16 protein-coding genes are annotated in these 19,794 nt (G+C 63.9%); 10 read left to right on the forward strand and 6 right to left on the reverse strand.

What is annotated here, in order from left to right:
* The first annotated feature begins 27 nt into the window (after positions 1–27).
* On the forward strand, positions 28–4,092 hold the full coding sequence (gene hrpA, locus ASD07_RS13850) for an ATP-dependent RNA helicase HrpA (protein ID WP_055930915.1): 4,065 nt from the start codon (positions 28–30) through the stop codon (positions 4,090–4,092).
* A 17-nt stretch (positions 4,093–4,109) separates the two neighbouring features.
* Positions 4,110–4,967, forward strand: a complete 858-nt coding sequence (locus ASD07_RS13855; protein ID WP_055930918.1) for a hypothetical protein — start codon at positions 4,110–4,112, stop codon at positions 4,965–4,967.
* A 5-nt stretch (positions 4,968–4,972) separates the two neighbouring features.
* Here the strand turns inward: ASD07_RS13855 and ASD07_RS13860 are convergent, their stop codons facing one another.
* The 4 genes from ASD07_RS13860 to ASD07_RS13875 form a co-directional block, all read right to left on the reverse strand.
* Positions 4,973–5,953, reverse strand: a complete 981-nt coding sequence (locus ASD07_RS13860) for a GlxA family transcriptional regulator (RefSeq protein WP_055930920.1) — start codon at positions 5,951–5,953, stop codon at positions 4,973–4,975.
* A gap of 9 nt (positions 5,954–5,962) precedes the next feature.
* The gene (locus ASD07_RS13865; RefSeq protein ID WP_055930923.1) at positions 5,963–7,024 is read right to left on the reverse strand and encodes a DJ-1/PfpI family protein; all 1,062 of its coding nucleotides are present in this window, start codon (positions 7,022–7,024) and stop codon (positions 5,963–5,965) included.
* A gap of 86 nt (positions 7,025–7,110) precedes the next feature.
* Complete coding sequence (locus tag ASD07_RS13870; protein ID WP_055930925.1) at positions 7,111–7,641, reverse strand: PRC-barrel domain-containing protein; 531 nt, start codon at positions 7,639–7,641, stop codon at positions 7,111–7,113.
* A gap of 89 nt (positions 7,642–7,730) precedes the next feature.
* Positions 7,731–8,966 (reverse strand): putative Na+/H+ antiporter, encoded by a 1,236-nt coding sequence (locus ASD07_RS13875; protein ID WP_055930928.1) that lies wholly within the window; start codon positions 8,964–8,966, stop codon positions 7,731–7,733.
* Positions 8,967–9,078: 112 nt separating this feature from the next.
* Between ASD07_RS13875 and ASD07_RS13880 the strand changes: the two genes are divergently transcribed.
* The 4 genes from ASD07_RS13880 to ASD07_RS13895 are packed head-to-tail and all read left to right on the forward strand — an operon-like array spanning position 9,079 to position 12,976.
* Positions 9,079–10,068, forward strand: coding sequence for a DUF4351 domain-containing protein (locus ASD07_RS13880; protein ID WP_055930931.1), 990 nt, complete (start codon positions 9,079–9,081; stop codon positions 10,066–10,068).
* 34 nt (positions 10,069–10,102) lie between these two features.
* Complete coding sequence (gene imuA, locus ASD07_RS13885; RefSeq protein ID WP_055930934.1) at positions 10,103–10,789, forward strand: translesion DNA synthesis-associated protein ImuA; 687 nt, start codon at positions 10,103–10,105, stop codon at positions 10,787–10,789.
* A complete protein-coding gene (locus tag ASD07_RS13890) occupies positions 10,719–12,185 on the forward strand; it encodes a DNA polymerase Y family protein (protein WP_057245448.1) in 1,467 nt (488 codons plus the stop codon). Before imuA ends, ASD07_RS13890 begins: the two co-directional genes overlap by 71 nt.
* 29 nt (positions 12,186–12,214) lie before the next feature.
* Positions 12,215–12,976: a S9 family peptidase gene (locus ASD07_RS13895; RefSeq protein WP_055930938.1), complete on the forward strand. Its 762-nt coding sequence runs from the start codon at positions 12,215–12,217 to the stop codon at positions 12,974–12,976.
* Here the strand turns inward: ASD07_RS13895 and ASD07_RS13900 are convergent.
* Positions 12,961–13,572: a glutathione S-transferase family protein gene (locus tag ASD07_RS13900; protein WP_055931861.1), complete on the reverse strand. Its 612-nt coding sequence runs from the start codon at positions 13,570–13,572 to the stop codon at positions 12,961–12,963. The two genes, ASD07_RS13895 and ASD07_RS13900, sit on opposite strands and share 16 nt — an antisense overlap.
* Before the next feature lie 67 nt (positions 13,573–13,639).
* The gene (locus ASD07_RS13905) at positions 13,640–15,532 is read right to left on the reverse strand and encodes a M61 family metallopeptidase (RefSeq protein WP_055930940.1); all 1,893 of its coding nucleotides are present in this window, start codon (positions 15,530–15,532) and stop codon (positions 13,640–13,642) included.
* Between the two features lie 178 nt (positions 15,533–15,710).
* On the opposite strand from ASD07_RS13905, the gene ASD07_RS13910 reads away from it, so the two are divergent.
* The 4 genes from ASD07_RS13910 (at position 15,711) to ASD07_RS13925 (ending at position 19,791) form a co-directional block, all read left to right on the forward strand.
* Positions 15,711–16,166: an Hsp20 family protein gene (locus tag ASD07_RS13910; RefSeq protein ID WP_055931863.1), complete on the forward strand. Its 456-nt coding sequence runs from the start codon at positions 15,711–15,713 to the stop codon at positions 16,164–16,166.
* A 117-nt stretch (positions 16,167–16,283) separates the two neighbouring features.
* Positions 16,284–17,768 (forward strand): DegQ family serine endoprotease, encoded by a 1,485-nt coding sequence (locus ASD07_RS13915; RefSeq protein ID WP_055930942.1) that lies wholly within the window; start codon positions 16,284–16,286, stop codon positions 17,766–17,768.
* A gap of 23 nt (positions 17,769–17,791) precedes the next feature.
* Positions 17,792–18,451 (forward strand): response regulator transcription factor, encoded by a 660-nt coding sequence (locus ASD07_RS13920; RefSeq protein WP_055930945.1) that lies wholly within the window; start codon positions 17,792–17,794, stop codon positions 18,449–18,451.
* Positions 18,451–19,791 (forward strand): ATP-binding protein, encoded by a 1,341-nt coding sequence (locus ASD07_RS13925; RefSeq protein ID WP_082507342.1) that lies wholly within the window; start codon positions 18,451–18,453, stop codon positions 19,789–19,791. Before ASD07_RS13920 ends, ASD07_RS13925 begins: the two co-directional genes overlap by 1 nt.
* Positions 19,792–19,794: the final 3 nt, after the last annotated feature.

Raw genomic sequence — 19,794 nt, forward strand, 5'->3', positions numbered from 1 at the left:
TTTCGCGCCCAAACTATGTAAAAAACGATGTCTGAAGCAAGCAAGAAGAATCCTCCCCAGCAACCATCCGGCCAGCGTGCGCAAGGCGGGCAGCGCCGCGAACGGGAAACGCCGGAGCAGCGCGCCGAACGCGAGGCTGCACGCGCTTTCCGCAACCCGCTGCCGCCGATCACCTTCCCTGAGGAGCTGCCGGTCTCGGGCCGCCGCGCGGAAATCGCCGAAGCCCTGAGCAAGCACCAGGTGGTGATCGTCTCCGGTGAAACCGGCTCCGGTAAAACCACCCAGTTGCCGAAAATCTGCCTGGAACTGGGACGCGGCCAGAAAGGCCTGATCGGCCACACCCAGCCGCGCCGGATCGCCGCTTCGTCGACCGCGAAACGCATCGCCGCCGAACTGGGCTCGCCGCTGGGCGAACATGTCGGCTACAAGGTGCGCTTCAACGACACCCTGAGCAAGGGCGCCTCGGTCAAGCTGATGACCGACGGTATCCTGCTGGCCGAAACCCAGACCGACCCGCTGCTGAAGGCTTACGACACGATCATCATCGATGAAGCCCACGAACGCAGCCTGAACATCGATTTCCTGCTTGGCTACCTGAGGCAGATCCTGCCGCGCCGCCCGGAGCTGAAGGTGATCATCACCTCCGCAACCATCGACGCTGAACGCTTTGCGCGCCACTTCACGCAGGAAGGCAAGCCGCCGGTGCCGGTGATCGAGGTCTCCGGCCGCCTGTATGCGGTTGAAGTGCGCTACCGTCCGGTGGAACGCGACCAGGTCACGCTGCCCGGCGCCCAGCAGGGCGCTGACGCCAAGGGCGCCCGCACCGCCGCCGCCCGCGACAAACGCGACCTGATGGAAGCCATCGTCGACGGCGTCGACGAAGTCTGCCGCATCGGCAGCGGCGACGTGCTGGTGTTCCTGCCCGGCGAGCGCGAAATCCGCGACGCCGCCGAAGCGCTGCGCAAGCATCATCCGCCGCACGTGGAAATCCTGCCGCTGTTCGCCCGCCTGTCGGTCGAAGAGCAGGACCGCGTGTTCCGCACCACCAACGCGCGCCGCATCGTGCTGGCCACCAACGTGGCGGAGACTTCGCTGACCGTGCCGGGCATCCGCTACGTGGTGGACGCCGGCCTGGCGCGCGTCAAGCGCTACAGCTATCGCAACAAGGTCGAGCAACTTCAGATCGAAGCGGTGGCGCAATCGGCCGCCAACCAGCGCGCCGGCCGTTGCGGGCGTGTAGCCGACGGCGTTTGTATCCGACTGTACGACGAGCAGGATTTCCTGCAGCGTCCTAAGTTCACCGATCCGGAAATCCTGCGTTCTTCGCTGGCTTCCGTCATCCTGCGCATGAAGTCCCTGCACCTGACGGACGTGGAGAGCTTCCCCTTCATCGAGCCGCCGCCGGGCCGTGCGATCGCCGACGGCTACCAGCTGCTGCAGGAGCTGGGTGCGGTGGACGACGACAACCAGTTGACGCCATTGGGACGCAAGCTGGCCAAGCTGCCGCTCGATCCGCGCGTGGGCCGCATGATCCTGGCTGCGCAGGAATTCGCCTGCCTGACCGAAGTGCTGATCGTGGCGGCCGCCTTGTCGGTGCAGGACCCGCGCGACCGCCCCGTCGAACACCAGCAGGCTGCCGACGAAGCGCACAAGAAGTTCGCCGATGAGAAGTCCGAATTCCTCAGCTACCTGAAAATCTGGAAGTGGTTTGAGGGCGCCATCGAGCACAAGAAGTCCAACCGCCAGTTGATGGACACCTGCCGCGCCACCTTCCTGAACCAGCTGCGCCTGCGGGAGTGGCGCGACGTGCACTCGCAATTGCTCACCATCGTGAAAGAGCAGGGCTGGCGCACCAACGAATTGCCGGCCACCGACGACCAGCTGCATATGGCGCTGCTTACCGGCCTGCTGGGTAATATCGGCTTCAAGGGAGAGGACGAGCCGGGCGGCGCCTACCTTGGCGCGCGCGGCATCAAGTTCCATATCTGGCCAGGCTCGCACCTGTCGAAGAAACCGGGCAAGTGGATCGTCTCCGCCGAGCTGGTGGAAACCACGCGCCTGTATGCGCGCTGCGTGGCGCGCATCGAGCCGGAGTGGATCGAGAAGATCGGCGGCCACCTGCTGAAGAAATCCTGGGGCGAACCGCGCTGGGAAAAGCGTCCGGCGCAAGTCACCGCGTCCGAACGTGCCACGCTGTACGGGCTCGTGGTCTATAGCCAGCGCCGCATCAACTACGGCCTGAAGAACCCGGTTGAGGCGCGCGAAATATTCATCCGCGACGCGCTGGTTGGCGGCGACTATGACACCCGTGCGCCATTTTTCGCCCACAACCACAAGCTGGTGCGCGAGATCGAGAACCTCGAGCACAAATCGCGGCGGCAGGACGTCCTGGTGGACGACCAGTTGATCGAGGCCTTCTATGATAAGGAGATTCCGGCCGACGTGGTGAACGGCGCCGGTTTCGAAAAATGGTACAAGGACGCCTCGGCCGACGATCCGAAGCTGCTGTTCCTGATTCGCGACGACTTGATGCGCCACGAAGCGGCCGGCATCACGACCGAGCTGTTCCCGAAAAAGATGATGGCCGCTGGCCTGGAGATGCAGCTCTCCTACCACTTCGAACCGGGGACGCCGCGCGATGGGGTTACTCTCACCGTGCCGCTGTACGCGCTGAACCAGCTCGCGCGCGAACGCTGCGAGTGGCTGGTGCCGGGCATGCTGAAGGAGAAGGTGCACCTGCTGCTTAAGACCTTGCCGCAAAAGCAGCGCCGCCACATGGTGCCGCTGCCGGATTACGCCGCCAGGTTCTGCGAGCGCGCCGAGTTTGCACGCGGCGATTTGATCGACGCGATTATTGCGGACATCCGCAAGCAGATCACGATCAGCGTGCTGACTTCGGACTTCAAGCCGGAGCAATTGCCGGCGCACCACTTCATGAACTTCAAGGTGGTGGACGAACATGGCCGCCAGCTTGATATGGGCCGCAACCTGGCCACACTGCAGGCGGAATACGGCCTGCAGGCGCGCCAGAGCTTCCAGCGCATGGCGGAAGGCGGCAACGCACCTGCCTCCGCCGCGCAGCTCGCACAACTTGCTGGCGGCGGCATCGGCAGCGGCGGCAGCGCCAAGCCAAAGCATGGTGGCATTGCAGCCGATGCTGCGCGCAGCGCTAGCCCGTCCCGTGCGCCGGCAAGTTTGCCGTCCGCCGCCCAGGCCGCAGCCGGCGCCAGCGCTGCTGCGCAGCACAGCAACATCACGACGTGGAGCTTTGGTGAGCTGCCCGAGCTGCTGGAAATCACGCAAGGCAAGCTTAGCCTGATCGGCTTCCCGGCCCTGGTGGACAAAGGCACGCATTGCGACCTGGAAGTGTTCGACGACCCGAACCTCGCCGCCCGCACCCACCGCATCGGCCTGCGCCGCCTGTTCATGCTGCAGATGCGCGACCAGATCAAGTTCGTCGAGAAATCGATTCCGAACCTGCAGCAGATGGGCATGCAGTTCATGTCCATGGGTACGCAGGAAGAATTGCGCGACCAGATCGTCGCCAAGGCCATCGACATCGCCTGCCTGCAGGACCCGCTGCCGACCGACGAAACGAGTTTCAACAAACGCAAGGACGAAGGCAAGTCGCGCATTGTGCTGCTGGTGAACGAGATCGCGCGCCTGGTCTCGCAAGTGCTGACCGAGTACCACGGTCTGCCCAAGCGCCTGCAAGGCATCAACCAGCAGGTGGCGCAGGACATGCAGCAGCAACTGCAAGGCTTGGTGCACAAGCGCTTCCTGATCGAGAACGAGTTTTCGCAGCTGTCGCATTTCCCGCGCTACCTGAAGGCGATGAACGTGCGTCTGGAGAAGCTGCGTGCCGACGCCGCGCGCGACACCAAGAGCATGTCCGAATGGAACCAGGCCGCAGCGCCGTACCAGCGCCTGATGCGGGACAAGTCGGCCGGCAAGAACACCGACCCGAAACTGGTCGAATACCGCTGGTTGCTGGAAGAACTGCGCGTGTCGCTGTTCGCGCAAGAGCTGCGGACCCCGATGCCGGTCTCGGTCAAGCGCCTGACCAAGGTGTGGGAATCGATGCAGCGCTAATGAGAGGATTTCGTTTGATGTTGAACTGGAAACGCTGTTTTGCCATCTCTTTGCTCGGCATCGCCGCGTTTGGCGCAGTTGCCGACGACCGGCCTTATAACGACGCTTACGACAGTAAGTCCAGCGGCGCCATGATCATCCTGCCGGCCCATGCCGGCTACGATGCCACTGGCGGCGATGCCGTCTGGCTGCACCTGGCCGGGCGCGAGTATCGCACGGGTTCCGGATGGTGGGCGTTACGCTGCAACGACGCTTGCGAACTGCTTCCATTGAGCTTGAGCGTCACCTCAAAAGACCATGATCGGTATGATGACACCCCGATGCAGGGGCAGCTGCTGCAGTTCTCGCCGCGCTTGTCAGCCGACGGAGTCATCGCCGTCTTCAAGCCTTTCCGCGCACCGCTGGACAAGCTGCAGCTGAAGGCGGGTCCGGTGGCATCTTGGATTCCCGGCCGGGAGTGCAAGCCGAAAAAGGGGATACGGCATGGGGGCGGACATATCATGGGTGGTGAGCTGACCCTGCCTGGCGGCGAAAAATTCCTGTTCGTGCCGCGCCAGGAACGGCCGTCGAAGGCTGCGGCGGAGGCCGGGATCGCGCCGGAATTCTGGCTGGAGCTGCAGGCGGGCGGCAAAAAGCAGCGGATTGGCGAATTCGAATTCGACATCATGTGGGGCGAAGGCAGCACGCTGGAGCCTTCGGCGTATGTGCGCTGGGCAGGCGACCTGGATCGTGACGGCAAGCCTGATTTCATCATCGCGACCGGCGCTGTCGCAACGAAACTGACGCTCTACCTCTCGTCGCTGGCAGCTCCCGGCGAGATAGTGGGGATGGCCGGCAGTTTTGACTACCTCGCGCCGAACGAGGCTGGCTGCTGAGCGGACTAGCGTCCTGAGAAGCGCTGGCGATACTCTCCGGGGCTGACGCCCAGCAGGCGCTGGAAAGTGCGGCGCAGGTTCTGTTCCGTGCCATGCCCGGTGTTGCCGGCAATAGCCTTAAGCGGCAGCGTGGTCTCTTCCAATGCACGCCGTGCAGCTTCGACGCGCATCGTTTCCACGGCGCGCGCAGGTGTACATCCGACTTCGCTGGCGTAGCTGCGGGCAAAGGTGCGAGGACTCATTTTTGCCTGCTCCGCCAGGCGCTCCACGCGCAGGTCGGATTGCAGGTTCATGGCGATCCAGGCGTGAAGGTCGGAAAATTTCCCGTTGTCGCGCGCCTGCGCCGCCAGCGGCGCGCTGAATTGCGACTGGCCGCCGGCGCGCTTCATGAATACCACCATCTGCCGTGCGGTTTCGATGGCGACGCGGTGGCCATAATCGTCGTTGATCAGGGCCAGTGCGAGGTCGATACCTGCGCTGACGCCCGCCGATGACCATACCTCGCCGTCGCGTATATAGATCTTGTCCTGGTCCACGTGCACCTGCGGATGCAGCTTGCGCAGGCGCTCCACCCATTCCCAGTGCGTCGCAACACGGCGACCGTCCAGGAGGCCTGTAGCGGCCAGCATGAAGGCGCCGGTGCACACCGAGGCCAGGCGTCGCACCGACGGCGCGCGCTGGCGTATCCAGTTCACCAGTACCGGCGGCGTGATGTAGATGTCGCCGGCACAGCCGCCTGCCACCAGCAAGGTGTCGATTTTGCTGCCTTCGAGCGAGCCGATTGGAACGGTCATGCAGGCCAGGCCCGCGCTGCTGGCCACCAGTCCTCCCTCGGCAGAGGCAACGACCAGTTCATACAGCGGCGACCCGCCGGCGGAATGTCGGCGGGAGGCGCTGGCGAAGGCCTGCAGTGGACCGCTCAGGTCCAGCAGGTTCATGTCTTCATACGCGATCAGTACGATGCGAAGCGGGCGAGTGGGCGGCATGCCCGCAGTTTACCTCACCGGATAACCGGGGTACTCCAGCTCCAGCGCGATGCGGTGGGCGGTGCGCGCACCGAAGGCGCCGGCGATGCCGGCCAGCACCCGGTCCAGCGAGCTGTCGAGGGTGGGCAGCATCGCGGCGGGCAGGTTTGCGCTGCCGCTTACGCGGTCAGGCAGAACCCTGAGGCCATGACGGCTGGCCAGCGCCGCTGCGCTGGAAGCCACTGCCAGCACGCGGCTGCGATGGGTGCGGGTGTAGGCGTCGCTGGCATACGCCAGGGCGATTTCATCGAAACCTTCTGCCAGTGGCAAGCCGACCTCGGTCACCCCGTGCAGCCATCGGTCGGTGTAATGCGTAAGCCAGACGTTCAGGTTATGGCCGAACTTCGGCGCATAGACGGCGCTGTCATGGCGGCTGCTCCAGTCCTCAACACCCAGGCCTGCGGCGACGGCAGCGGCCTTTTCGCGGCCGGCTATGGCTTCAACCAGGGCCAGTGAAAGCGGCAGCGCGGCGCTGATGCCGGCGCTGGAAATCACCTTGCCGTCCGCCACGTAGCGCACGTTCCGCAGCCATTCGGTGTCGGGATACTTTTCGAGGCGGTAAGCGTGGGTGGCCCAATGTGCCGTGCCGCGCCGGCCCTTCAGCAAGCCGCTGTTGGCGACAACCAGAGCGCCATCGCAGATACTGGCGACGGTGGCGCCCTTGGCCGCCTGGGCTTGCAGCCAGGCCAGCATGGGCGCCAATTGCGCGCGGCGCATGGCCGGCACGATCACGTAGTCGGCACCGTCGGGATAGCGCTGGTCGAAGGCGGTGGTGTCCAGGTCGGGCTGTACGCGCAGGCCGGTATTCATGGTGATGGACGCCCCCTCCGTGGCGACAGCCAGCACTTGCGCAATATCCGCACGTTGCAGCACGCCATAGGGCAGCATGAAGTCGGTGATTTCGGTCGAAACGCTGTCGCCGAGAACGGCGATCACGGGACGTTCGTGGCCGGGGCGTGGCTGGTAGGCTGGCAATTCGCCAGCGTGGGCACAGGAAAGCAGGAACAGGAGGAGGGAAAGCAGTAGACGCATGGCAGATAACCGGCTGGTGGATCAGCAGCCGATTATCTGCGCCTGGTCAGGCCCGGGACTGTCAGAAAACAGTCAAATCCTGCCAATCAATAATTGCCTTTGCTGCCGCTTTCGCTGCCGGTCGAACCGCCGCTATAGCTGCCGCCGCTGGTCGAGTCGCTTTGCATGGTGCCGGTGCCGGCGCCCATGACGCTGCCGGTCGAGGTGCGCATGCCGGTGCCGGTGGTGCCGTAGAAATTATGGATCTGCGTGCCGAATTCGGGGCTTGCCATGTCCGGCCAGCGGTCCTTGTCGAAGCCCGGCGCGTTCTCCAGTTTTTCCTTGGTGCAGTCAAGCACAAAGCGCTTGTTCACCGTGTCAAGCTGCAATGCCTGCCATGGCACGGCAAACAGCTTGTCGCCCATGCCCAGCACGCCGCCGAAGGACAGCACCGCATAAGCGATCTGGCCGGTCTGCATGTCGAGCATGATTTCCTTGATGTCGCCGAGGTCTTCCTCCTGGCGGTTGTAGACGTCTTCACCCATCAGCGTGTCAGCGCCCATCAGGCGTGGACCTGGACCATCGTTTTCGTCACGGTCGCGATAGATGCCGAATTTGTCGCGGTCAAGATAGCTCATTCTGCCTCTCCTCATTAGTGTGAACGGGTGAGTCCAGAATAGCCCAAGGCGCGTGCTCAAGGCGCGCGCTACGCTAGCGCGGCGTAGTCCTACAAGAAGAATGCAATGGCAGCAACTGCAGTCGGCGCAAGGGCTCCTGCGAGCAGGCCCAGTGCGCTGATTGATTCATCGCGGAACCCTTTTCGCAGCAGAGCAACGCCGGCAGGATTTGGCGCGTTGGCGATCACAGTCAGGCCGCCGCCGGCAACGGCGCCTGCTACCAGCATGTACTGCGCGTGCGGCGAGATGCCGTCGATCAGCGAACCGAGATAGGTGAGGGCGGCGTTGTCGGTGATGGCAGTCAAGCCCAGTGCGCCGAAGAAGAGCGCCAGTGGCTGCAGGCTTTCGACAATTGGTTGCAGCCACCATTGCTGCATGCTGCCCAGCACTACCAGGCCCGCCAGGAAGAAGCCGACCAACAGGGCTTCCTTCAAAATCAGCGGCGACTGGTGCTGCGGATAGGCAGTGGTGAAACCGATGAAGAACAGGAACAGGCCGAGGAACAGCACCGGGTGGTGCGCCAGCAAGACCACGGCCGCCAGGAAGCTCAGGTGGATAATGCTGGTCAGCATAGGCGCCGGCGTGCGCGTGGTGAGTGCCGGTGCATCGCTTTTGATGCCACTGCGCAGTTGCTCGCGCAGCAGCCAGGTCACGGCGCTGGCATTGACCAGCACCGCCAGCGTGGCTTTCCAGCCGAAGTTGGCGGCCATGAAGGCGCTATCCCATTGCCACGTCGCGGCGACCATCAGCACGGGCGGCGCGGCATAAGCGGTCAGCGTACCGCCGATCGACACGTTGACGAACAGGACGCCGAGCGCGGCGTACTTCTGCCATTCAGGCACGCCATCGCGGAAGATTTGCGGTGCCAGGATCAGGGCGGCCAGCGTCATGGCTGCGGGTTCGGTGATCAGGGAGCCGACCAGCGGCACCAGCGCGAGTCCCAGCCACGCCTGCAGCAGCGGGCGGCCGCCGGACAGCACATTGATCATGCGCTGCACGAAGTCCAGCACCGGCCGCGAGGCCGCTACCACCATCACCACGAAGACAAACAGCGGCTCGGTGTATTGCTGCGTTTCCGCGTAAGCAATCGCATTCTGCGGCCCGGCCACGAAGGCCATCACCACCAGCAGCACCATGGCCCAGAAACCAAACACCACCTCCACCTCGCCCAGCAAATGCAGCAAGCCGCCGTGGCGCGCGGACTTGTGCGACATGCGCTCGAACGCTTTGGCACTAAAGGTATGGACTAAGGCGAGGGCAAACAGGATGGCGCCGATCAGTTGCATGGCAGTTGGTTTTTAGTTGGCAATATTGCCGATTCTATCAGGCGAGCCCTTACTTGCCAGACTCTTGCGGAAACCGCTACCTGCACATCGTCTGGGCCGCTAGGCTGGCTTCATGGCCGATAACTATGATTCCCCCTGGAAGAGGGCGCTCAAACATGATTTGCGCGATTTCATCGCGTTCTTCTTCCCGCAATATTGTGAGCTGATCGACTGGCTGCTGCATCCCTGCATGCGCGACAAGGAGTTGGAGCAATCGCGCCGCGATGGGCGACCGCATTCCCTGATCGCGGATTTGTTGGCTAGCGTGTTCCTCCTCGATGGTCGCGAGATACTGCTGCATATTGAAGTGCAGGCGCAGCGTGACCCCAACTTGGCCAAGCGCATTCTCGATTATAACTATGGCCTGTACAAGGATTACATGCTGCCTGTCGCGAGCCTGGTCGTGCTGGCTGATACAGGTAAGCGTTGGCGCCAGGATTCGTTTCACAATGAGGTGCTTGGCACGCAAATGGGTATCAGGTTTGCAGTAGCAAAATTGTCGGCCTACGCTGAACTCGTTGATGAACTTTTGCTTGAACGGAATGTGTTTGCCTGGGTGACGGCTGCCCACCTGTTGGCGCGCCAGACACATGCCAGGCAGGAGGCGCGTTACGCTGCAAAGTGGCGGCTCGTCAGGCTGCTGTACGAACGGGGATGGCACAAGCGGCGTATCATCGATTTATTCACGGTGGTTCACTGGCTGATGCCATTGTCCGTCGAGTTGGAGCGACGGCTAAGGCGTAACATCGGGCGGCTTGAAAGGAGGTACAGCGTGGAATGGCTTAGCGAATTTGATCAGCTCCGGCTGGAAAAGCGCGAGAAGCGGGGTATTCGAATTGGTCTCGCAGAAGGGCGGCAAGAAGGGCTGCAAAAAGGGCTGCAAGAAGGGCTGCAAGCGGGGGCCGCGAAAGTCCTTGAGCGCTTACTCTATCGCCGCTTTGGCGTGTTGTCGCCAACGGTGCAAAAAAGGCTTGCCAGAGCGTCCCCGGAGCAGCTTGCCCAGTGGGGCGAGGCAGTGCTGGATGCCCAGACGCTGAAACAGGTTTTCTCCGCGCGTTTGTAGGATTATACTGTATGTATGTACAGTATTTTCCGCCATGGCGCTTTTTGACCCACAACCCCTGCACCCGGCCCTCTGGCTGGCCTCCCAACTCACCAGGGGAGCCACGTCCTGTGTGGATACCGGCATTCCAGTGCTTTCCCACCAACTGCCGGGAGGCGGATGGCCCACGGGTGTCCTGACGGAGTTACTACTCCAGCAACCCGGTATCGGTGAATTGCGTTTATTGAAAGCCACCCTGGCCAGCCTGAAACGCCCGGCGGCCTTGCTGCAGCCCCCATACGCCCCGCAAGCGCTCGGCCTCGACTTGCCTCCACAGCAACTGCTGTGGATCCGCAACACCGGCAAGGCCGCCGACGGCTTGTGGGCGGCCGAGCAGATCCTGCGCAGCGGCAGTTGCGGCGCGGTGTTGTTATGGCAGCAGCACATCCGCAACGAATCGCTGCGCCGCCTGCACCTGGCCGCCCAATGCGGCGAAACGCTGTTCTTCCTGCTGCGGCCGATTGCTGCCGCCCAGGATTCCTCGCCGGCGCCGCTGCGGCTGGCGCTGCGGCCGGCGCCCGGCGGCATCAATATCGAATTCGTCAAACGCCGGGGACCGCAGCGCGACACGCCGCTGTTCCTCCCATTAACCCCAACCCTGTTGCAACGCCATGCGTCTGTGGATCGGCCTTTACCTGCCCCGGCTACCGCTCGAAGTGTTCTGTCCGAACTGGTCGGATGACCTGTGCAGCGTCGTGCTGGAGCAGGAGGGCGTACTCGCGGTGTCGTACCGCGCCCATGTGATGGGCGTGCGTCCGGGCATGCGCCGCAGCGGTGCCCTGATGCTGGCGCCCGAAGCGCAGATGCACGAACGCGCCCCGCAGCAGGAAAGGGAAGCCCTGCACGCAGTCGCCATGGCCATGCTGCAATACACGCCGCAAGTGGCGGAAGGCGAGGGCGCCACCCTGCTGCTGGACGTGGGCGCCAGCCTGCGCCTGTTTGGCGGCATCCGCCGCCTGTGCCGCCTGGTGCGGGACAGCCTGCAAAAACTCGGCTTCAGCGGCGTGCTGGGCGTAGCGCCTACTGCGCGCGGTGCCTGGCTGCTGGCGCGCGCCGGCGGCGGCCGCGCGCTCAAGCTGGATAGCCTGCTGCGCCGGCTGCACCGCCTGCCGGTCGGCTTGCTGCCGCCACTGCAGCGCCACCAGCGCTGGCTGGACGGCATCGGCTGCCTCAATATTGGCGACCTGGTGCGCCTGCCGCGACCCGGCCTGCAGCGCCGCTGCGGTCTCGAAGTGCTGGAGATGCTCGATGCCGCGCAAGGCCTGGCGCCCGAAATGCACGAATGGCTGGAAGCGCCGCCCAGCTTCAGGGCCAAGCTGGAACTGTTCGGCCGCATCGAAAATACCGACCTGCTGCTGGCCGGCGCCTGCCGTTTGCTGCAACAGCTGACTGGCTGGCTGTGTGCACGCCAGTTTTCCGTTTCGCGCATCCACCTGCTGCTGGAACATGAGCGCGGCCGCGAAGCGTGCCCACCGACACCTGTGGAAGTCATGCTGGCCGAACCCACCTGGCGCGACGAGCATATCGTGCGCTTGCTGAAGGAGCGCCTGGCAAAAGTGGAATTGCCGGCGCCGGTAATCGGGCTGGTGCTGGAAGCGGCCCAGGTCGAGCCGATGGCGCCGCTCAGCGACTCGCTCTTCCCCGATCCAGGCGGCAGCCCGCAGGATCGCCAGCGCCTGTTCGAAGTGCTGGTGGCGCGCCTCGGTGCCGAGAACGTGCTGCAGCCCTATCCCAAGGCCGACTATCGGCCTGAACACGCCAACCGCTGGGTGCCGCTGCACGAGAAGGTGCGCCCGGCCGACGTCGCGGCCCAGATGCCGCCGCGTCCCTTGCCGCGTCCCGCCTTCCTGCTGCCCAAGCCCATCCCGCTTTTAATGCGCGACCACCGCCCGTTCTATTGCTCACCGCTGCGCATGGTGTCTACCCCCGAGCGTATCGAAGCCGGCTGGTGGAGCGAAACGCAAAGCCGCGACTATTTCATCGCCGAAGGCGAGGACAATGCCTATTACTGGGTCTACCGCGAACGCACGCCCGGCACCGAGGAAACGCGCTGGTACCTGCATGGTTTGTTCGCCTGAAGTATCATTGTTTGCGAAAGGGGGCACGTATGTACGCACAACGACTCGAATTCCCTGGCGCAGACGGGCAACTGCTGGCAGCACGGCTGGACTCTCCGGAGACCGGCGTCCGGGCCTACGCCCTGTTTGCGCACTGTTTCACCTGCGGCAAGGACGTTTTTGCCGCCAGCCGCATCGCGCAGGCGCTGACAGAGCACGGTATTGCCGTGCTGCGCTTCGACTTCACCGGACTGGGGGCCAGCGAGGGCGATTTTGCCAACACCAATTTCTCATCCAATGTGGCCGACTTGCACGCCGCTGCCGACTTCCTGCGGCGCGAGTTCCAGGCGCCGCGTATCCTGATCGGGCATAGCCTCGGCGGAGCGGCAACGCTGGCCTTTGCCGCTACCGTGCCGGAAGCGCAGGCCGTGGTCACCATTGCCGCGCCGAGCGATCCGGTACACGTTACCCATTTGTTCGGCGACCAGATCGATGCGATCACGGCCCAGGGCGAAGCCATGGTGCAACTGGCCGGGCGGCCGTTCCGCATCAAGCGCCAATTCCTGGAAGACGTGGCGGAAAACAGCTTGCGCAACAAGATCGCCAATATGCGCAAGGCTTTGCTCATCATGCACGCGCCGGGCGACACGACGGTCGGCATCAATAATGCGCTGGAAATCTTCACGGCGGCCAAGCACCCGAAGAGCTTCATCTCTCTCGATACGGCGGATCACCTGCTCACCAGCCGGGACGATGCAAGCTATGTAGCAAACATGATCGCTGCGTGGAGCGCGCGCTACCTCAAGGACTGAGCAGGCGTCCAGGCCATCGCCTTCTGGACGGCAGGGCGCTCGCCGACCTGCTCGAGCCAGCGCTGTACCGCAGGCTTGCCGGACAGGTTCAGTTCCAGGTGGGAGGCGGCAGCCTGCGTCCATGGATAGCAGGCGATGTCGGCGATCGTGTAGTGGTCCCCGGCGACGTAGGTGTTGCCGGCCAGGGCGCGGTCGAGCACATTCAGCAAGCGCTCCGCCTCGGCGGTGAAATGCTCTTTCGGCAGCGCCAGGTCCGATTTTGAGAAAAAGCCCAGTTGGCCCAGCATCGGGCCCAGGCCGCCGACCTGCCAGTACAGCCATTGCAAGGTGCGGTAGCGTTCCGGCCCTTGCTGTGGGAGAAAACGGTCGTATTTTTCAGCGAGGTAAGTCAGGATTGCGCCGCTTTCGAACAGCGTCAGCGAGTCGTCCTTTAGCGCGGGAATCTTGTTGTTGGGCGCGATGGCGAGGAATTCGGGGGCGAACTGCTCATGCTCGCGCAGGTTGACCGGCGCCACTTCATACGGAAGATCAAGTTCTTCCAGCAGGATCAGCGGCTTGCGCCCATTGGGTGTGGTCCAGGTGTAGACGGTGAACATGATGGCCACCACTCTAGCGCGGCCAAAAGAAAACGGGCGCACCGCAGTGCGCCCTTTCGGAAGTGATCTACTGTCGCGGCGACAGGATGGCTTCCAGTCGGTCAGGCGTGCCTTCGACGCGTTCCAGGCGCGGATACTTCAAGCCTTCGTAGTACTCCAGCGCGACGGTGCGGAACTGCTGGCCGTGCTTCAACAGCAGTTCGATCGGCTTCCTGCTGGTCTTCGCTTCGGTGATCGCCTTGCGCAGCAGTTCGGCCTTGTAGCCACGGCCATTCACTGCCAGCAGGGTGGTGTTGCCCGACAGGCCAGCCTTGAAGCCGACGCCGTCCCACTGGATGCTTTCGATCTTGCCTTCGCTGCCAACGTTGAAGCCGAGCGAGTAGGTGAAGTCGGCGGACTTGCTGCGCTCTTCGGCTGCCTTCAGGAAGTCGGTCTGCTTTTCGGCGAAGACTAGTTTGTAGCCGGCGCGGCTGATGCCGTCCATCGGCACCGGGCCCAGGTCTTCAACGCGGGTGCGCAGGAAGCCGGACCAGTCGTGCGGCTGCACGCTGTTGAGTACCTTGACCACGTCTTCGAAGGTGTAGTGCAGTGCCTGCACGCGGCCGTCTTCCACGCCGAAGAATTTGGCCGAGAAATCGTCCAGCGAGCGCTTGTCGCCTGACAGTTCGCGGATCTTGGTGTCCACGTCCAGCCAGATCAGCATGCCTTCGGTGTAGTAGTCCTCGCTGCGCTGGTAGTTCGACCACGGGATGGCGCGGCGGGCGTTGATGATCGGGTCGTAGGTGGTGTCCTGCACCGAGCGCCATTCACGGCCCTTCTGGATGCTGTAGCGCGCGGCGGTGGACGCCATGATGTCCTTGATGCTGGCGGCCTTCATCAGGCCGGAGCGCGCAGCCAGTACTTCGCCGTAGTAGGTGGTCTGGCCTTCATACACCCACAGCAGGTCGTTTTGCAGCGGCTGGTTGAAGTTCAGCACGTCCTGGCCTTTCGGGCGGCGGAACTTGCCGTTCCAGGAGTGGGTGAATTCGTGCGGCAGCAGGCCGCGTTCGGACTCGGTCTTGTTCCACTCGGTGAAGTAGTCGGTCTTCAGCGCGTTCTCGCTGGACTGGTGGTGCTCGCGGCCGACGCGGCCGAATTCATCGCTCAGCGCGAACAGGAAGTCGTAGTGCTTGTAGTGCTGGGAGCCGAACACTTTGTAGGTTTGCTTGACCAGGTTGCGGTGCAGTTCGATGTGCTCCGGCTTGGCTTCCAGTGCTTCCGCGGTGTCGGCCACCACGTTCAGGTGCACCGGCACCTTGGCGCCCGGGTCGAGGTCGAAGCGTTTGAAGTGGCGGCCGGCGAACAGCGGCGAGTCGACAAAGGTTTCCACGTCGGTGGTCTTGAAGGCGACCACGTCGCCTTTGCGTTCCGCTTCTTCCAGCGCGGAGCCGTACTGCCAGCCGGCCGGCAGCGTCAGCGTGGCCTGGATCGGGATGCGGCGGGTCGCGTAGCCCGCCGGATACATGGTCAGCGATTGCCACTGGATGCCCAGCATGTCAGGCGTAATCGAAGTACGGCCTTGCGCTGCTTCGGTCGGGGCCAGGTGCTGATACTCCACCTCGATCGACTTGGCGCCGGCCGGTACCTCAACGTGGAAGGCGTACACGTTCACGTTGTCGCGGCGCCATGGCAGGCTTTTGCCATTGACCGATACCTTGAAGCCGGCGAACTGGTTCAGCGCACCGGTCGGGCCGTGCTGGGCCGTCACCCACTGCGGGAACAGTAGCGTCATCTTGCCCGGCCTGGCAGGGATGGTCTGCTGGATGCGGTAGATATTCTGCGCGGTATTCGAGGCATCGACCTTCATCACGATGGTGCCTGGGTAAGGCTGGTCGGCCGGGGCAGGGATGGCTTGGCCGGCGTGGGCACTGAAGGCGGTGCCCAGCAGCAGGGCGAGGGCAGTGTTGGTGAACAGTTTCATTTATTTCAACGTGGAAAGTGCGACGGGCGAGTTTAGCACGCAGGGGGAGGCAAAATGTTTCGGAACGTAACGTGAAAAAAACCCTTGAAATCCTTTTTGCGGCACCTATATCGGATTCAGCGGTTGCCCAGCCGGGGACCGCCTGACCTTATATCGCTTAAATTGAAAGGATATGAAAATGCGTACTTTTGACCTGACCCCACTGTATCGTTCCGCCATCGGTTTTGATCGCCTGGCCCAGATGCTGAATGATTCGAATCGCAGCGACCAGCCTAGCTACCCTCCGTACAACATTGAACTGGTTTCCGAAGACCAGTACCGTATCGTGATGGCGCTGGCCGGTTTTGACCGCAGCGAAATCGACATTACTTCCGAGCGCGACTCCCTGGTGGTGATTGGGCGCAAGCAGAAAGACAGCCAGGGAAAGACCTTCCTGCACCGTGGCATCGCCTTCCGCGACTTCGAGCAGCGTTTCCAGCTTGCCAACCACGTCAAGGTGACCGGCGCTTCCTTCGACAACGGCATCCTCAGCATCGAACTGGTGCGCGAAGTGCCGGAGGCGCTGAAGGCCCGCAAGATTGCCATTGACGGCGTGGTCAACCACACTGCCCTGGAGCAGCAAGCTGCCGCCTGATTGCGCGCAGCCCCATGAAAAGGCCGGATTTCCGGCCTTTTTTGCATTAAGACGCGTCTAAGTTTGATGCCGCATATTAGAGCCGTTGAGAAAGCAATCTTCTTCAGGAGTTTAATCATGCGCAACGCCACCACCATGTTCCTCGCCCTGGCCACCGCCGGTGTTATCGGTGCCGGTGCAGCCATCGCTGTCCAGCAGAGCCAGGCCTTCGCATCGCCGCATCCCGTGCTTACCGCCAGCGCCCCGGCCAATGCCGCCCAGGGCGCGCCGGCGCCGGTGCCCGCGCCGATGATCTCCCTGCCTGACTTCAGCGTGATCGCAACGAGCAACGGCCCGGCTGTGGTGAACATCAGCACCACCGGTACCACCAAGGCGCAATTCCGCGCGGACGATGATGCCGAGAACGACCCGTTCTACGAATTCTTCCGCCGCTTCCAGGCCCCTGGCCAGCGCGGCCGCGGCGGCGCTCCCAGCCCGACCCACGGCGTTGGCTCCGGCTTCATCGTCAGCGCCGACGGCATCATCCTGACCAATGCCCACGTGGTACGCGACGCCAGCGAGGTGACGGTCAAGCTGACCGACCGCCGCGAATTCCGCGCCAAGGTGCTGGGCTCCGACCCGAAAACCGACGTGGCCGTGCTGAAGATCGAGGCCAAGAACCTGCCCGTGGTGCCGCTGGGCCGTTCCAGCGACGTGAAGGTGGGCGAGTGGGTGCTGGCCATCGGCTCGCCGTTCGGCCTGGAAAACACGGTGACCGCTGGGGTGGTGAGCGCCAAGGGCCGTTCCCTGCCAGACGATTCCAACGTGCCCTTCATCCAGACCGACGTGGCGATCAACCCCGGCAACTCGGGCGGCCCGCTGTTCAACACCAAGGGTGAAGTGATCGGCATCAACTCGCAGATCTACAGCCAGAGCGGCGGCTACCAGGGCCTGTCGTTTTCGATCCCGATCGACGTGGCGACCCGCGTGCGCGACCAGGTGGTCAAGACCGGCAAGGTGGTGCATGCGCGCCTGGGCGTGATGGTGCAGGAAGTGAACCAGGGCTTCGCCGACTCCTTCGACCTGGAGTCGCCGGAAGGCGCGCTGGTGTCGAACGTGGAACGCGGCGGCCCGGCCGACAAGCTTGGCCTGAAGGCGGGCGATGTGATCCGCAAGATGAACGGCCAGAAGATCGTTGCCTCGGGCGATTTGCCGGCAATGGTGGGACTGGCCATGCCGGGTGATAAAGTAGCGCTTGAGGTCTGGCGCCAGGGTAAGACCCTGACGCTGGAAGGCAAGCTGGGTAACGCCTCCGAGCGCAATGTGGCGGCGGTGCAGAACGATGAAGCTGCCGCCAAGCTGCGCCTTGGCTTGTCGCTGCGCCAGCTCGACCCGCTGGAGCGCCGTGAATCCGGCCTGGCATCGGGCCTGCTGATCGAGGATGCCGGCGGCGCCGCCGCCAGCGCCGGCGTGCAGCCGGGCGACGTGCTGCTGTCGGTGAACGGCCGGGCTGTCACTTCCGTGAACGATGTGCGCGACCTCGTGGCAAAATCGACCAAATCCGTAGCGCTGTTGATCCAGCGCGGCGAGGACCGCATCTTTATCCCGGTGCGCCTCGGCTAACATAACAAGAAAGGTAGTAAGAAATGCGCCTCCTGCTGGTAGAAGATGACACGATGATCGGCGAGGTAGTGCTCGACCTGCTGAGGGCAGAGCACTACGCCGTCGACTGGGTCAAGGATGGCGCGATGGCCGACACGGCCCTGCAAACCCAGACCTACGACCTGGTGCTGCTGGACCTGGGCCTGCCGAAGAAAGACGGGCTGGAAGTCTTGCGCTCGATGCGTACGCGCAAGGAGCTGACGCCGGTGCTGGTGGCCACCGCGCGCGACGCGGTGGAGCAGCGCATCGCCGGCCTGGATGCCGGCGCCGACGACTATGTGCTCAAGCCCTACGACCTGGACGAGCTGCTGGCCCGCATCCGCGCCTTGCTGCGCCGCGCCGCCGGCCGCGCCGAACCGGTGTTCGAGCACAAGGGCGTGTCGATCAACCCGCAGACGCGCGAAGTGATTGCCAACGGCCAGCCGGTCAGCCTCTCGGCCCGCGAGTGGGCGGTGCTGGAAGCGCTGATCGCGCGCCCGGGCATCGTGCTGTCGCGCGCCCAGCTGGAAGAAAAGCTGTACAGCTGGAAGGATGAAGTCAATTCCAATGCGGTTGAAGTGTACATCCACGGCTTGCGCAAGAAGCTCGGCTCCGAGCTTATCCAGAACGTGCGCGGCCTCGGCTACATGGTGCCGAAGGCATGATGATGGCGGTCCCGAAGGTCAACGTCACGCACTCGCTGCGTGGGCGCCTGCTATGGTTCCTGCTGGCGGCGATCACCATGGCCGCCGTGGCGCAGGCCATGATCGCCTACAGTTCGGCGCTGAGCGACGCCGACCAGATCTTCGACTACCACATGCAGCAGATGGCCATGTCGCTGCGCTCGAATGCGCCGATGGCGGCCACCGGCAACCGCGACCCGAATGACCCCGGCAACGACGAGATGGTGGTGCAGGTGTGGACGCCGGACGGCATCCAGGTCTTCCGCTCGCTGTCGCGCGCGGAGCTGCCGCAGCGTGCGGTGCTGGGCTTCTCCAACGTGCGCGCCAATGGCACGACTTACCGCGTATTTTCGGCGCAGACTGCGACCCAGACCATCCAGATCGCCCAGGACCTGGCCGTGCGCAAGCGCATGGCGGGCACGCTGGCGCTGCGTACGGTCGGCCCGATCGCGCTGATGGCGCCGGTGCTGATGATCGTGGTGTGGTGGGTTGTTTCCGGCTCGCTGGCGCCGGTGGCGCGCGTGCAGCGGCAGCTGGCTTCGCGCAAGGCCGACGATCTGTCCGAGGTGTCGGATGCCGACCTGCCGGACGAGGTGCGGCCGCTGGTGCAGGAATTGAACCTGCTGTTCTCGCGCGTGCAGACGGCGTTCGAAGCGCAGCAGAACTTCGTGGCCGATGCGGCGCACGAGCTGCGCACGCCGCTGGCGGCGCTCAAGCTGCAAATCCTCAGCCTGGCCCGCGCCGATTGCAGCGAAGCGCGCGACGTGGCGATTGGCCGCCTGTCGGCAGGCGTGGAACGGGCTTCGCGCCTGGTCGAACAGTTGCTGGTGCTGGCGCGTACCGAAGCGGCCGATACCAAGATGGAACCGGTCAGCCTGACCGATCTCGCCAAGCGCGCGGTGGGCGACATGGCCGGCGCCGCGCAGGGGCGCAGTATCGACCTGGGATTGGAACAGGCCGACGAGGCGACAGTGCAGGGCCAGGGCGACGCCCTGGTAATCCTGCTGCGCAACCTGGTCGACAACGCGGTCAAGTACACGCCGGCCGGCGGCACGGTCGACGTGTCGGTGCTTGGCGCCGGCGCGGCGGGCGGCGCCGGGCCGCGGCTGGTGGTGGAAGACAGCGGCCCGGGCATCGAGCCGGAAGAACGCCAGCGCGTGTTCAACCGCTTCTACCGCGTGCCGGGCAGTGAAGCCCAGGGCAGCGGCCTTGGCCTGGCCATTATCCGGGCCATCGCCGAACGGCACGGCGCCAGGCTGGCGCTGGACGCCTCGGAACGCCTGGGAGGCCTGAAAGTGACGGTGGAGTTTGCCCCGCGCTAGAAT

The sequence above is a fragment of the Duganella sp. Root336D2 genome, from assembly GCF_001425005.1.
In the GTDB taxonomy this organism is placed as follows: Bacteria; Pseudomonadota; Gammaproteobacteria; order Burkholderiales; family Burkholderiaceae_D; genus Rugamonas.